The organism is Mycobacterium sp. IDUB_36 (assembly GCF_055419225.1).
This window is the reverse complement of sequence record NZ_JBVAXH010000001.1, coordinates 3,274,644-3,288,960: the sequence shown is the minus strand read 5'-3', so window position 1 is coordinate 3,288,960 and position 14,317 is coordinate 3,274,644. Positions and strand designations below refer to the sequence as shown.

General features: G+C 66.9%; 13 protein-coding genes. 7 read left to right on the top strand and 6 right to left on the bottom strand.

The window, feature by feature from the left end:
* Positions 1 to 2: 2 nt before the first annotated feature.
* Together ACZYW1_RS16365 and ACZYW1_RS16360 are read right to left on the bottom strand one after the other, a co-directional pair.
* The gene (locus ACZYW1_RS16365) at positions 3 to 665 is read right to left on the bottom strand and encodes a DUF5642 family protein (RefSeq protein ID WP_463787232.1); all 663 of its coding nucleotides are present in this window, start codon (positions 663 to 665) and stop codon (positions 3 to 5) included.
* 1 nt (position 666) lies between these two features.
* Entirely contained in the window at positions 667 to 1,665 is a 999-nt protein-coding gene (locus tag ACZYW1_RS16360) for a GNAT family N-acetyltransferase (RefSeq protein ID WP_463787231.1), read from the bottom strand.
* Between the two features lie 88 nt (positions 1,666 to 1,753).
* Between ACZYW1_RS16360 and ACZYW1_RS16355 the strand changes: the two genes are divergently transcribed.
* Positions 1,754 to 2,500: a class I SAM-dependent methyltransferase gene (locus tag ACZYW1_RS16355; RefSeq protein WP_463787230.1), complete on the top strand. Its 747-nt coding sequence runs from the start codon at positions 1,754 to 1,756 to the stop codon at positions 2,498 to 2,500.
* A gap of 3 nt (positions 2,501 to 2,503) precedes the next feature.
* On the opposite strand, the gene ACZYW1_RS16350 is transcribed toward ACZYW1_RS16355, so the two are convergent.
* On the bottom strand, positions 2,504 to 3,052 hold the full coding sequence (locus ACZYW1_RS16350; RefSeq protein WP_463787229.1) for a hypothetical protein: 549 nt from the start codon (positions 3,050 to 3,052) through the stop codon (positions 2,504 to 2,506).
* Positions 3,053 to 3,170: 118 nt separating this feature from the next.
* On the opposite strand from ACZYW1_RS16350, the gene ACZYW1_RS16345 reads away from it, so the two are divergent.
* The 6 genes from ACZYW1_RS16345 to ACZYW1_RS16320 all read left to right on the top strand — a co-directional run bounded on the left by ACZYW1_RS16345 (position 3,171) and on the right by ACZYW1_RS16320 (position 10,683).
* A complete protein-coding gene (locus tag ACZYW1_RS16345; protein ID WP_463787854.1) occupies positions 3,171 to 3,836 on the top strand; it encodes a TetR/AcrR family transcriptional regulator in 666 nt (221 codons plus the stop codon).
* A 188-nt stretch (positions 3,837 to 4,024) separates the two neighbouring features.
* Positions 4,025 to 5,233 carry a cytochrome P450 gene (locus ACZYW1_RS16340; protein ID WP_463787228.1) on the top strand — a complete coding sequence of 403 codons (1,209 nt, stop codon included), beginning with the start codon at positions 4,025 to 4,027 and terminating at the stop codon, positions 5,231 to 5,233.
* 111 nt (positions 5,234 to 5,344) lie between these two features.
* Complete coding sequence (locus ACZYW1_RS16335; RefSeq protein WP_463787227.1) at positions 5,345 to 6,313, top strand: enoyl-CoA hydratase/isomerase family protein; 969 nt, start codon at positions 5,345 to 5,347, stop codon at positions 6,311 to 6,313.
* Between the two features lie 7 nt (positions 6,314 to 6,320).
* Positions 6,321 to 8,657: a CaiB/BaiF CoA-transferase family protein gene (locus ACZYW1_RS16330; protein ID WP_463787226.1), complete on the top strand. Its 2,337-nt coding sequence runs from the start codon at positions 6,321 to 6,323 to the stop codon at positions 8,655 to 8,657.
* Positions 8,654 to 9,427 (top strand): SDR family NAD(P)-dependent oxidoreductase, encoded by a 774-nt coding sequence (locus ACZYW1_RS16325; RefSeq protein WP_463787225.1) that lies wholly within the window; start codon positions 8,654 to 8,656, stop codon positions 9,425 to 9,427. Before ACZYW1_RS16330 ends, ACZYW1_RS16325 begins: the two co-directional genes overlap by 4 nt.
* A complete protein-coding gene (locus ACZYW1_RS16320) occupies positions 9,427 to 10,683 on the top strand; it encodes a hypothetical protein (protein ID WP_463787224.1) in 1,257 nt (418 codons plus the stop codon). The genes ACZYW1_RS16325 and ACZYW1_RS16320 overlap by 1 nt, the downstream gene beginning before the upstream one ends.
* On the opposite strand, the gene ACZYW1_RS16315 is transcribed toward ACZYW1_RS16320, so the two are convergent.
* From ACZYW1_RS16315 to ACZYW1_RS16305, 3 genes are read right to left on the bottom strand one after another with little or no spacing between them, the layout of a single operon-like run.
* Positions 10,672 to 11,790: a M24 family metallopeptidase gene (locus ACZYW1_RS16315; RefSeq protein WP_463787223.1), complete on the bottom strand. Its 1,119-nt coding sequence runs from the start codon at positions 11,788 to 11,790 to the stop codon at positions 10,672 to 10,674. The genes ACZYW1_RS16320 and ACZYW1_RS16315 overlap by 12 nt on opposite strands.
* Entirely contained in the window at positions 11,790 to 13,016 is a 1,227-nt protein-coding gene (locus ACZYW1_RS16310; RefSeq protein ID WP_463787222.1) for a M24 family metallopeptidase, read from the bottom strand. The genes ACZYW1_RS16315 and ACZYW1_RS16310 overlap by 1 nt, the downstream gene beginning before the upstream one ends.
* Positions 13,016 to 14,176 (bottom strand): amidohydrolase family protein, encoded by a 1,161-nt coding sequence (locus tag ACZYW1_RS16305; protein WP_463787221.1) that lies wholly within the window; start codon positions 14,174 to 14,176, stop codon positions 13,016 to 13,018. The genes ACZYW1_RS16310 and ACZYW1_RS16305 overlap by 1 nt, the downstream gene beginning before the upstream one ends.
* Between the last annotated feature and the right edge of the window lie 141 nt (positions 14,177 to 14,317).

Genomic DNA, 14,317 nt, shown 5'->3' with positions numbered 1-14,317 from the left:
CCTCACCCACGTACCGCTGATACCGTTTTCACCAGCAGGTCGGCCGCGAATTGCGGCGACAATGCCGGGTGCGGTGAGCCGGGATCGCTGATCAGCGTGGTGAAGGCGTAGTAATCACCAAGGTACGCCGTGAAGGTGCTTGCCTGCGAGGCGATTTCATTGCCGCCCTCGACCGACGTCGCTATCTTCACCGCCATTCCCAGCGTCTCGGCGGAGTCGATGTGGGGTGCGTCGACGATGCGGACACGGGCACGGGCCCGGCCGTCGGTCATGCTCCACTGCCCACACTGGTCCAGCAGGGCGTGATCCAGCGACACCGGGCCGGCCGGCGCCGGGACGACCACCGCGTACACCGTGCCCCCGGCACCAGACCCGGAAATGCCTTGCGCCCGCTGCCCACGCCCACCGGCTGGGTCGGCCAGCTGCCCACAGCGGTCCGGACTGGCCACACCGACACCCGCAAGTCCCCAAAGCCGTTGTGGTGTAACCTGATCCGTCATCGGAGCCACCTCGTAACCGGGCGGCAGATCACGCCGAACCCGTCGGATGTTGCCGGGGTCGATCTGCCGCGCCGACGTGCCGGCCGACGGCGCCGCCGGGCGTTCCGCCGGGTGGGCACAACCGGCGAGCAGTAGCAGTATCGCCGCCGCCGCAGACCGCCGCATATCAGCTGACGGCTTGAATGACTTGGCGGGCAACATGTTTGACAGCGGCAACCATGTCGCTGTCCAGTGACAGATGCGCGGAGTCGGGAACGTCGACGACAGTGGTGACCACCCCGACGTCATCGCGCTGCCAGAACGCGCCGTAGTGGTCCATCAGGGTGCGCATCGCGACGTTGTCGGCGAGCATCCGGCCCGAGAACTTCTCCACCCCGGCCACTCGCGCGGCGACGGCGAGGGCGTCGATCAGAAACGAGCCGATGCCGCGACCCTGGTAGGCGTCGGCGACCGTGAACGCGATCTCGGCGACGACGGGATCGTGGTCCTCGCGCACGAACCGGGCGTCGGCGACCGGATTGCCGTCGCGGTCGGTCATCACCCAGACGAAGTGATCGACGTAGTCGACCTCGGCCAGATAATCCATCAGCGCCGGGCTCGGCACCCGTGCCGACATGAACCGCCGGTACAGCGTGTCGGCGGAGAAGCGGACGTGTCCCTGCAGGGTGCGGGCGCTGTCTCCGGGCAACACCGGGCGCAGCAGCAACTCCGTGCCGTCTCGGGTGCGGACCGGGATCGGCGTCAGAAATGCCGCGAGCCGCTGGCGAACCGTGCGCACCAGCCGGGTCATGATCCCGGGGATGTGCACCAGCCGCGCGAACGCGTCGCTGTCGCCGATCCAGCCGGTCAGCAAGTTGGAGGTGGTCACCGTCGCGGTCCGCGGGATGTTGCGCAGCAGCGCGATCTCGCCGACGATCGCGCCGGCCGCCACGTGCTCGACGGTGACCACGTCGTCGTCCGCGACGTGCTGGATCTCGGCCGAGCCCGACGCGATGAGCAGGAACGACACCGCCCGCTCGCCCTGGCGCATCAGGACCCGGCCGGCCGCGGCCTGCAGCGGTTGCAGGCTGGCCGCCAGTGGCATCAGGTCCTCGGCAGCGCGCCCCTTGAAGATCTCCAGCGCGGCGAGCTCGTCGGCGCGCAGCGTGGTCAACTCGCTCACCATGCCGCCCCTGTCGCCGTCGAAGATGTTGCCAGGCTAGGGGCTGTGCGCGTGTTGCAGCAAGAACGCGCGTCCCGGCAGACTCAACACCATGACCCGTACCGGCGATCCGCTGCAGACCACCCGCGCGCTGCTCGACCGCGAGGCGAGCCTGCGGCACGGCTTTCTCGATGTGCTCGGCGAGTCAGTGGCCAGTGAAACCCCCACCCTGGCCCAGGCCGCGATGAACAGTCCGCTGGTTGCGGGAGTGTACGAACGGCTGTGGCGGCCGGTGGCGTTTTACGTCGCCAGCGGGGTCACCACCGGCGCCGAGCAACGCCGCGCGGCGAATACCCTGGAACTGTCCGGCGCATCTCGACTACTCGACATCGCTTGTGGTCCAGGCAATTTCACCAGCAAACTGGCGGAACAACTGCCGCCGGACGGACTGGCTGTCGGGCTGGACATCTCGGTGCCGATGCTCAGCCGGGCCGTGCAGGACAACAGTGGGCCACGTACCTGTTACGTCCGCGGTGATGCGGGAACGCTGCCGTTCGACGACGAAACCTTCGACGCTGTTTGCTGTTTCGGTGCGCTCTACCTGATGCCCGAGCCCTTCAAGGTCGCCCGCGAGATGGTCCGCGTGCTGCGCCCCGGCGGCCGGGTGGCGATTTTGACCAGCTACGCCAATCGTCTGCCCGGCATCCGGCAGGCGACCCAGGCGAGCGCAAAAGTAATCGGGCTGCGGCTGTTTGACCGTGACGACTTCGTCGACCTGTTCTCCGATGCCGGCTTGGCCGGCGTCGAGCAGCAGATCCAGCGCAACCTGCAGTTCGTCTCCGCGAGCAAGCCGGCCTGACGATCACACCATCGAATAGAAGCCTTCGTCGGCGAGCTGGACCGCCGGCACCCCACCGGCCATCAGAGCCTGGGACTTGAAGACGTGGGCGGCCGCACTCGGCTGATGCCGGGCCGCGACGAAGGTGCGGCCGAGGTTCGTCGGATGGTGCCGGCCCCACAGCAGCACGGCGGTCTCGCCGCCGTCGCCGGCCTCGAGTACGCGCCGGCGCACGGCGTCGCTGCGGACCAGCAGGTCGGTCGCCACGGCCAGCAGGTTCGGACGGTCGTCGTTCGGGTCCGGCGATCGGGTGACGACGCGCGCGCCCAAGATCCTGATCGGGCGGTGATCCACGCCGCGATCCGGCTGACCGTCGACCACGACGCTGACGTCCCAACCCGCCATCGCGCGGTCGAAGATCAGCCCGCCGACCGACATCACCGCGTCGGCGATGCCGGCGGCCAGCACCTGGAATCGATACGTCCCGATCGCCTCGGGAGCCGCGCGCGGCGACGCCTGCGGTCGCGACGGCGAGCGGTGCGGTTGCCGGAGCGTGCTGGTGGAAGCGGCCACGTGTTGTCCGTTCGACGGGTGAATCAATTCGGCACTAACACTACGAATATAGAGTAGCGCCGATCGCGGCTAAACCTGACTCGTCCGGGACGCCGAGAATGGCCGCTAGACTGCCGGGATACCTAGACGACGCAAGCCCAACCCCGATCAGCGCCGGCGCGAACTGTGCGACGCGGCGATACAGCTGCTCGCCGACGACGGCGCCAAGGGCCTGAGCCATCTGAAGGTCGACGGCCGGGCGGGCGTGCCGGACGGCACGACGTCGTTCTACTTCCGCACCCGGTCGGCGTTGCTGCATGCGGTCGCCGAGCGGATGGTCGAACTCGACCTGGCGACGTTGCAGACGGTGGCCGACGGCGCCGCCGTCGAAGACGGGTCATCGGCGTCGACGCTGGCCAAGGTCGTCATCCAGAGCGGCGAAGAACCGCAGCTCAGCCGCACCCGAGCACGGTATGAGCTGACCATCCATGCCACCCGCGACCCGGCGATCGGCGCCACCCTGCAGCGCGCCGTCGACGCCTTCACCAAGCTGCACCACGACATCCTGGTCCAGTTGCTGCCGCACGGCGCCGAACTGCCCCCCGACGTGGTCGACGACCTCAGCAACGTCACCCTGACTTTCATCAACGGTCTGATGCTGCGGTTCGTCCACGGCGACCGGATCATCGACACACCGGAGCAACTCGACGGGGTGCTGTCGGCCATCGTGGCCGGAGTGCTGGGCAGCGAGCATCAAGGTCAACTCACGCATGACGGCGCCGCCCTGCAACCTCCGGCACATTAGGCCGCCAATCCGCCCCGTTTGATTCTCTACGGCAATAGAGTTGCCGGTAGCGGGTATACGCACGCCCGGTCTGGTTAAGCGAAAAGTACAAATCGCCCCAACCGTCCGAGACGCTGACACACTGGCGGCATCGACTCGGCATGCGGCCCCATCCGGATCACCGAAGTTGTGGCGAAAGGCAAGATTTCGTGACGATCAGCACCGACGCGAATGTTCAAGACGTCAATTACGACCCATACGACGTCGTCGTCAACGCGAACCCCTACCCGACCTTCGCGCGACTACGCGAACAGGCGCCGCTGTACTACAACACCGAGCACGACTTCTATGCGTTGAGCCGATTCGAGGACGTCGACAAGGCACTGGTGGATCACGCCACCTTCAGCTCGGCGCGCGGCATCATCGTCGAGTTGATCAAGGCCAACCTCGACATCCCGCCAGGCCTGCTCATCATGGAAGACCCACCGGTCCACGACATCCACCGCAAGCTGCTCTCCCGGATGTTCACCCCGCGCAAGATCGCGGCACTCGAACAGCAGATCCGCGAATTCTGCGCCCAGTCGCTGGATCCGTTGATCGGGACTGGACACATCGACTTCGTCGGCGACCTCGGCGCCCAGATGCCGATGAGAGTCATCAGCATGCTGCTCGGCATTCCCGAGGACGACCAGGAATTCATCCGCGACCACACCAACGCGCAGATGCGCACCGAGGCCGGCAAGCCGATGAACGCCGACCACGGATTGGTCACCGGCGAAATCTTCGCCGCCTACATCGACTGGCGCGCAGAACATCCCTCCGACGACATCATGACCGAGCTGCTCAATGTCGAGTTCGTCGACGAGAACGGCACCACCCGCCGGCTGTCCCGCGACGAGTTGCTGATCTACCTCAACGTGGTCGCCGGCGCCGGCAATGAGACCACCACCCGGCTGATCGGTTGGGCCGGAAAGGTTCTCGCCGAACACCCGGACCAGCGCCGTCAGCTTGCCGACGACCCCACCCTGATCCCGCAGGCGATCGAGGAGCTGTTGCGTTTCGAGCCGCCGGCGCCCCATGCGGCGCGCTATGTGACGCGCGACGTCACGTACTACGGCCAGACCGTCCCCGAGGGTGCGGTGATGATGATGCTGATCGGCGCCGCCAACCGCGACCCCCGCCAATTCGGCTCCGACAGCGAAGAATTCGACATCCATCGGCGACCCCGGCAGCACCTTGCCTTCGGCGTCGGGACCCATTTCTGCCTGGGGTCGGCGCTGGCCCGGCTGGAGGGACGCATCGCGCTGGAGGAGATCCTCAAGCGCTTCCCGGACTGGGAGGTCGACCTGACCAAGGCCACCCTCAGCCCGACGTCGACGGTGCGGGGTTGGGAGACCATGCCGGCCTCAACGACATGAGTGGTCGCTGTTCCTCGCCTCCGATGAATCTCGTGTCATCGCAGGCGTTTCGCTTCCCGTCGACGCGGGCGGCTCGCTCGGATATTCAACAACACACATTGGAGATCGCTCATGGTTGAGTTCGACTACGAAAAGCTGAAGAAAGAAGCCGAGCAGTTCATCAGGTTCGAGAAGGACAAGAAGAACCGGATCGCCTACATCACCTTCGACCGACCCGAAGCCCAGAACGCCACCAGCCTGGGCATGCGGCAGAACTACGCGGACCTGATCCACAAGTGCAACGTCGACGACGATGTCAAGGTCGTCGTGATCCGTGGCGAGGGTGACGATTTCGGCAGCGGGGGCGACCTGCCCGAGCAGCGGCCGATGCTGGAGAATCCCGGTCTGCCGCTGCACCATGAGCTCGCGATCAACGACGACGACGTCAAGTACCCGCCCGGCGGCTCCTACCGCTACCTGTCCACCGTCACCGATTTCTATGCCAAGGCGAGGGCTGGAAACCGTCCGCTGCAAGAACTTCGGAAGATCAGCATCATCGAGGCCAAGGGCTACTGCTACGGTTGGCACTTCTACCAGGCCGGAGACGCCGATCTGGTGATCTCCTCCGACGACGCCCTGTTCGGGCACCCGGCATTCCGGTACGTCGGCTGGGGCCCGCGGTTGTGGTGGTGGGCCGAGACGATGGGACTGCGCAAGTTCTCTGAAATGCTGTTCACCGGAAGACCGTTCAGCGCGAAAGAGATGTACGAGTGCGGCTTCATCAACAGCGTGGTGCCGCGCGACAAGCTGGAAGCCGAGACAGAGAAGTACGCGCTGGCCTGTTCACGGTCCCGGCCGACCGACACCGTCGCGGTGCAGAAGACCTTCCTGGAGCTGTACAAGCAGCACAAGGGCGAGTACTTCGGCAGCCTGCTCACCGGCATGGTCGAAGGCATGCTGCCGATGATCAAGAACGACGCCGAAGAGGTCGACCTCACCGGCGGCACCTTCGAAAAGGGCCTCAACAACGTCGTCAAGGACAACGACCTGAACTTCCCGCCCGAGTGGCGGCTGAGCCGCTCGGGACGCGCCAAACCCTGAGGCTCCGATGTCGGCACTGACGGGAATGCGGATCGTCGAGTTGGCCGAATCAGTTGCCGGAGAGTACTGCGGAAAGCTGCTCGCGGACTTCGGCGCCGACGTGATCAAGGTCGAGCGCCCGGGTGGCAGCCCCACCCGGGCGATGGCCCCGATGATCGGCGACGACGGGCCGGAGCGCAGCGTGGTGTTCGCCTACCTGAACACCAACAAACGGTCGATCGTGCTCGGCGCCGGCCAGGGCGGACGACTGGATGCGATCGTCGCGTCGGCCGACGCCGTCATCGACGACCATGCGCCACCCCGGTTCGATCCACACCGGCACCCGGACGTGGTGTTCTGCTCGGTCACCCCGTTCGGCGTCGACGCACCACCGGAGTTACACATTGCGCAGAGCCTCAACGTCTTTCACAGCAGTGGCTGGGGCTTTCACACTCCGAGCCACGCCGACCCGGCCAAGCCCCCGCTGAAGGGCCCCGGTCGATTTCTCGCCGACTACGAGGCCGGGCTGGATGCGGCGTTGTGCGTCGCGTCGGCGTTGTTCCGACGTCTGCACACCGGTGCGGGCGAGACCATCGATGTCTCGGCGCACGCGGTGTTGACGTCGCGCGCGGACTGCGTCCTGGGTCGCTACATCACCGGTGAGATCTCTCCGGAGAACACCCGCGACGACTACGACCAGCAGGGACCGGCGTCCTTCTTCGCCTGCGCGGACGGTTTCGTCTACCTGTACATGACCAGCCGGAGCCATTGGGCCGCGGTCAAAGCGCTGATGGGACAACCGGACTGGCTCGACGAGTTCGAAGACGACTGGCTGGAGTTCTCGGTCACGCGGGACAAGGTCGCGCGGTTCCGGCGCGGTTTCGCCGACTGGGTGCGCGGCCTGAACAAGGACGCGGCATCCGAAGATGCTCAGCGGCTGGGTGTTCCGCTGGTGCCCGTGGTCGGCGCCGCGGACCTCGAGGGCTCACCGCAGTACCGGCATCGCGGCTTCTTCTCCGACATCACGCATCCGGTGCTGGGCACCGCGACCTATCCCGGTGTGCCCTACCTGCTGAGTGCGTCGCCAGCCCGGATCGCCGGCCCGGCGCCCGTCCTCGGCGGGCACACCGCCGATGTCCTCGACGACGTCGCGACGAAGCGACCGGCGCTCACAGTGGTTCGGCCGCAACTCAAAGCACCGAAGTTCGCCCGCGGCGGCCCACTCGAGGGTGTGCGCGTGGTCGAACTCACCAAGGTGTGGGCCGGCCCCTACGCGGGCAAACTGCTGGCCTTCCTCGGTGCTGAGGTGATCAAGGTGGAGAGCTCCGGCCACCCCGACGAGATGCGCGCCTACGGCGGCACGGACGTCGACCACGCCCCGTTCTTCCTCAGCATCAACCCCGAGGTACTCAGCGTGGAACTGGACTTGAAGTCGGCGACCGATCTGGGCCGGCTCCGCGCGCTGATCGCTCGCAGCGACATCGTGGTCAACAATCTTCGGCCCGGCGCGATGGAACGGATGGGGCTGGGCTATCGAGAGCTGAAAGACGTCAAGCAGGACATCATTTCAGTGTCGATCAAGATGTGGGGCAACGACGGGCCGCTTGGTTATCAGACCGGCTATGCACCCTGCTTCGCCGCCCTGGCCGGGGTCGCAGCCCTGGTCGGATATCCCGGCGGGCCGCCGCTGGGCGCCAGCATGCGGTACGGCGATTCCACCGTGGGTGCGGCCGCCGCGTTTTCGGCGGTCGCGGCGCTGCTGCACCGCGAGCTGACCGGCGAGGGCCAGTTCGTCGATGTGTCGGCGGTCGAGACACTGACCTCGATGATCGGCGACTGCCTACTGGCCCGGGAGCTCACCGGCCAAGAGCTTCCGCCCGACGGCAACCGCCATGCCGACATGGCTCCGCACGGCTGCTACCCCTGCACCGGTGGCGATTGGATCAGCATCGCCGTCGCCGACGATGCGCAGTGGCGCCAGCTGTGCGAGGTGCTGGCCGCCGGCGCCCTGGTCGACGACGAGCGGTACACCACGCTGCGGCGCCGGCTCGATCACACCAACTCGCTCGACCCCGACCTGGCCGACTTCACCCGCCACCACGACGCCGCCCGGCTGGGCGAACAACTGCGGGCGGCCGGGGTGCCGGCCACCAAAAGTGCCACCACACTGGACGTCATCGGTGATCAACGGCTGTGGGACCGTGGGCTGTACCGCTTCGTCAGCGATCACCGCGAGGGACAGCGACCGGTGCTGGCGGCGCCGTGGCGAATGTCGGCCGCGGAGGCCGAGATCGCACGCGGTGCGCCGAATCTCGGTGAGCACGACGACTATGTTCTCAACGAGATCCTGATGGAGGGCAGATGACCGCGACCACGACGATCCTGGCCGGCACCACCGCACTGGTCACCGGCGCCAGCAGCGGCATCGGCGCCGCGACCGCGCGCGCACTGGCGTCGGAGGGCGCGGCCGTCGCGTTGCTCGCCCGTCGCGCCGATCGCCTGGAGCAATTGCGGCACGACATCGAGTCGGCCGGCGGCACAGCCCTGGTGGTGCCCGCCGACGTCACCGACGCCGACCAGGTCGCCGCGGCGGTCCAGCGCACAGTCGAGGAGCTGGGCCGACTGGACACGGTGGTGAACAACGCGGGTCTGATGCGCATGGCACCAGCTTCCGAAGCGCGCCTGCAGGATTGGGATGATCTGGTCCGGGTCAACATCCAGGGCGTCCTGTACGTCACGCGGGCCGCGATCCCGCATCTGATCGACGCGGCCGCCGATTCTCCCCGTGGCGTGGCCGACGTGGTCACCATCAGCTCGACGGCCGGCTGGGTGGCCCGGCCGAACACCGCCGTGTACTCGCTGACCAAGTTCGGCGTCAACGCATTCAGCGAGGGCATCCGTCAGGAACTGATCGGCAAGCGCGTCCGGGTCGGGGTGGTGGGCCCCGGCACGGTCGACACGGAGATCAGCGACCACCTGCCCGCGGAGGCGCGCGCAGCGTTCGACCGTCAGACCGCCGACATGGTCAAGCTGGCATCCGAGGACATCGCCGACGCGGTGCGCTACGTCATCACCCGCAACCGCAGGGTGGCGGTCAACCACATGCTGGTGCGCGCCGCCGAACAGACCTGGTGATGCCGGCCGGGCGGTGGGTCACCGGAGACCACCTCGGCGTGTCGATGCCGGCGGACCCCGCGGCGTTGCGATCCGGTGGCACAAGCTTTCTCACCCGGGCCTTTCGCCGGTACGGATCTGCCGGCACCGTCACCCGGATCACCCGTTGCGAGGAGGTTGCCGGCGGGAGCACCGGACGGAAGGCCCTGCTGAGAGTCGAGTACGACCAGCCCGGCACTGCGCAGACCGACCTGTTCGTGAAGTTCTCCCGCGACTTCGACGACCCGATCCGCGACCGCGGCAGGACTCAGATGGAATCCGAGGTCGCGTTCGCAGCACTGGCACGCGACCCCGGATTCCCGGTCACGGTGCCGGCCACCCTTTTCGCCGACTACCATCGCGAGAGCGGAACAGGTCTACTGATCTCGGAGCGAATACCGTTCGGCTGCAACGGTATCGAACGTCAGTATCACAAATGCCTCGACTACGAGATGCCCGATCCGCTCGAACACTACCGGGTGCTGATCGCGGCGCTCGGGCGGCTGGTCGGCAGTCACCGGTCGGGACGCATTGCGGTCGGCGACCGGTTTCCGGTCGACATGCAGGCCGCCCAGGTCGGGGATCGCCCGGTGATCACTGCGGAAAAGCTGAACCGACGACTGGACCGGCTCGCCGAGTTCACCGTCGGATGCCCCGGCCTGTTGCCACCCAATGTCGGTACGCCGCAATTCCATTCACGCCTGCGCAACGATGCTCCGCGGTTCCTTCGACAGGAGGCCGCGGTCTGGTCTCGGCTGGCCGAACAGCCCGACTACGTTGCCCTGTGCCACTGGAACGCCAACGTCGACAACGTCTGGTTCTGGCGTGACGCCGACGGCGCGCTGCACTGCGGGCTGATGGATTGGGGCTGCGTCGGCCAGATGAACGTGGCGATGGCGCTGTGGGGTGCGCTGTCCGCGGCCGAAACGGGCCTGTGGGACCACCACCTCGACGAGTTGCTGGACCTGTTCGTCGCAGAGGTACAGCGGTGCGGCGGTCCGCAGCTCAGTGCCGACGACCTGCGGCGTCAGGTCATGCTCTACGTCGCGGTCATGACCGTGGCGTGGCTGCTCGACGTTCCCGCACTGATCAGCAAGCGTTTCGGCGATGCCGCGACGACCATGACCCGCCACGACCCGGGGATCAAAGGCGACGAGAGCGTGCGAGCGCCGCTGCAGATGCTGGCCAATGCGCTGAACCTCTGGGAGACACAGCGATTCGGCGAGCTACTGCCATGACGGGCTGGCGGTCAACACCGTAGGACCGTCTTCGGTGATCACCACACTGTCGCGGCGCAGCACGCCACCCACGCCCTGCTGCCAGACGTACCCGGTGAGCGAGAGCACCATCCCGGGATCCAGCCGCTCAGCCTCGGCGGTGGCCGGCAGCTGCCGGCAGATCACCGGCGGGTCGAAACCGAGGCCCAGCCCGTGGGCGACCGCCATCGGGGGCGCCGGTTCGCCGGCAGCCTGGTAGGCGGCCAGCAGGTCCGCTGCCCGGGACCCCGGCCGGCATGCCGCAATCAGCTTGTCCCACAGGTTGTTCGAGCGTTGATAAAGCTCCCGCATCGCGCTCGTCGTCTCCCCCGCCGGCCAGGTGCGGGCCACCTCGGCGACGTAGCCGTCGGCAAGCGCTCCGGCGCTCAACACGATCAGGTCACCCGGGTGCACCTGCCCGTCCCCGGATGCCTGGCGCCAGGGGTGCTCACGCGAGGTCACCCACGCCGCGTCCTGCGTTGCGGGGGTGCTCACCCCGCCGGCGGCCATCGCCTCGAGCACCGCACCCGCCAGTGCCTGCTCGGTGAGGCCGGGCCGCAATTCCCCGACCGCGGCGGCGAGCCCGGCTTCGGCGACCCGAACCGCGGCACCCATCGCCTCGATCTCGTCGCCGGTCTTGGTCCGCCGGGCGGCGAGCATCGGTTGTTCACCGTCGACGAATTCCGCGGCCGGGAATGCCAGCGGCAGCAGCGTGGCGAAAGTCGGTGTGAGCGCATCGGTTCCGACCCGCTTGGCGGTCGAGGATCCGTCGATGTTCTTCAGCACGTCGATGAACGTCATCGGATTCCAGGCCAGCCCGTAGAGCCGTTCGCGGCCGATCTCCTCGGGAACACCCTCGTCGTCAGTGCTCATCATGAAGATCTCACCGGTGCCGCGCAGCATCACGCAGACCGGGCCGAACGGCCTGGTGCCACCGATCCACAACTGCGGCGCCCCGGTGACGTAACGGACGTTGGCCTGCCGGCCAAGCACCAGCACATCGATGTCGTGAGCTTCCATCTGCTCCAGTGCGCGTTGCCGGCGACCGACCCGAAGGTCGCGGGCGTCGGGCACGACCTCGACTGCCATCAGCGCGGACCGTACGGCGTATAGGGATAGTCGGTGATGCGGATGGAACCTTCTTCGGTGATCACCACGATCTCCTCGCTGCGGTATCCACCGGTCCCGTCTTCCCACACCACGGGCTCCAGCACCAACGTCATGCCGACCGGGAAAACGAAGTTGTCGTCGAACTCCTCACCGAGATCGGTGCCGATCATCGGCGCCTCGGCGGGATAGATGCCGATACCGTGTCCGAGGTAGAAGTGCGGGAGCCATGGCTTCTTCCCACCGTTGGCCGCGATCGCCGCCCGCGCCAGATCTCCGGACGTGGCACCGGCTTTGGTGACATCGAGCACCGCATCGAGGATGTGCCGCCATTGCTCATACTGGGCCTGCTGCCGGGCCGTCGGCTGGTCGCCGACGATCCAGGTGCGGCCGAAGTCCGAGCAGTACCCGGCGTAGCTGATGCTGATGTCGGTCCACAGCACGTCGCCCCTGACGAGTTCGCGCTCGTTGGTCAGCAGCGGCAGCGCGAGGTCGCCGTGGGTGGTCCACACCCCCTCGGCGCGCGAGCGCGGCATCACCTGCCAGATCGCCTCGAGCATGTTGGCCGTCGCGCCGAGTTCGAAGACCCGGCGGACCAGCTTGGCCGACAGATCAGTCTGTCGCACACCGGGGGCGAGCTGCTGCTGCACGTCGACCATCGCGCTCTCGGTGATGCGCATGGACTCACGCAGGCAGGCCACCTGGTCGGGTGTCTTGACCAGATTGGCCGCCCCGATCACGATGGCGGCCTCCGACGGCGGCCCGCCGGGGAAGATCCGGTCGGCGGCGCGGCGCATCGCTCCGGTCATCTCGTCGACCGCGATGCTGGCGCCCGGCGGTATCAGACCGGCGAGTACCCGCGCGAATTGGTCGACGCCCTCGTCCAATTCGAGGTAGAGCGCCTCGTGCAGATGATCTTGCGGCACTTGGGTTTCCGATGCCGCTCCGCCGCGGAACGGAAGAAACAGGTGCGGGTGTGGATCGTCGGCCAGCACGATCGCGACCGGGCGCTCGACGTGCGACAGCCCGGCGTCCAGCACCGGCCAGCTGGCGCCGGTGGAGTAGACCACGTTGTCATTCATCAGCAGGATCAGCGCGTCGACGCCGTGGTCGGACATCGCGTCGTGCAGCCGGGCGCTGATGTCGCGGTGCATCCGGGCGAAGTCGGGCCGGTCGGGAATGACGAAGCCCTGGACCGACGTCGTCATCAGATGCCCAGGAACGTCTTGATGTTGCCGCTGACAATCTTGGCGGCGTTGTCCGGGCCGACGGCATCGACGACGGCGGCCAGCGACTTCTCCGAGTAGCCATAGCTGCTCTCGTTGTGCGGGTAGTCGCTCGACCACATCACCTTGTCCACGCCGATCTCCTCGATCAGTTTCAGCCCGAGGGGATCCACGATGAACGACGCGCTCATGTGCGTGTTCCAGTAGTAGCGGATGTCGTGCTCGAGCTTGTGATCCAGCATGTGCTCATAAGACGCCAGCACGTGCTCGGCGTCCTGCAGGGCGGGGGGAACCCAGGCGATGCCCCCTTCGAACCAGCCGATCCGAAGGCTCGGGTGACGGTCGAGGATGCCACCGAAGATGTACTTGGAGAACATTTCTCGAAAGCCGTCGATGTTGACCATCATCGCGACCGCGACGTTGTTCACCTCGCACGGCGCCTTCGGCGGGGTCTCGCCGATGTGGTGGGTGATCGGCAGCCCCGACTCCTCGATCGCATCCCACACCGGGCGCATCGCGCCGCACGCGTAGTCCATCATGACGCCGTCGTCACCGTTGCCCGGATTCAGCGGCAGCAGAAATGTCTTCAGCCCAAGCGATTTCAGCTCGGCCAGGGTGCGCCGGGCCCCGTCACCGTCCCACCAATTGATCAGGCCGACTCCCAGGAAGTGGCCGCCCGAACGGTCCTGCAGTTCGGCGATGTAGGAGTTGTAGATCCGGAAAACGCGCTCGCGCAGCGGTTTGTCGGGAAAGCCGAACATTGCCAGTAGCGCGTTGGGGAAGGCGAGTTCGCGGTCGACGCCGTCATCGCGCAGTTCACGGATTCGCGCGTCGATGTCGTTGGTAGCGGCCCCGGCCAGGTCGTCGTACTGCATCAGCACCGCGCTGAACACCTCGGGCAGAAACGACTGCCCCTGATGGCCGATCTGGTAGGCGCCGTCCTCGTACCAGATGCGCGGCGCGGCGTCCTTGAGATCATCGGGCAGGCGCTCGTAGAAGATGTCGGCAGCCAACGAGATGTGGGTGTCCGCGGAGAACACCTCGGTGCCGGCGGGCAGGCCGACGTTCCGCTGAGCCTGGCCGTGGCGGTTCTTCGGCGCACCGAAGCCCCCGGGGGGATAGAGGGTGTTGGCTCGGGTCATTTTTCCACTGCACCAATCAATTTCAGATCTGTCGGATGTTTGCAGGTTAACTCCTGGGACCACCTCGGCACCGGTAGTCGGGATTTCCCGTCTTCGCGGTCAAGTGAGCCCGTCGGGGCTCACCACGTGACGGGCAGCTCG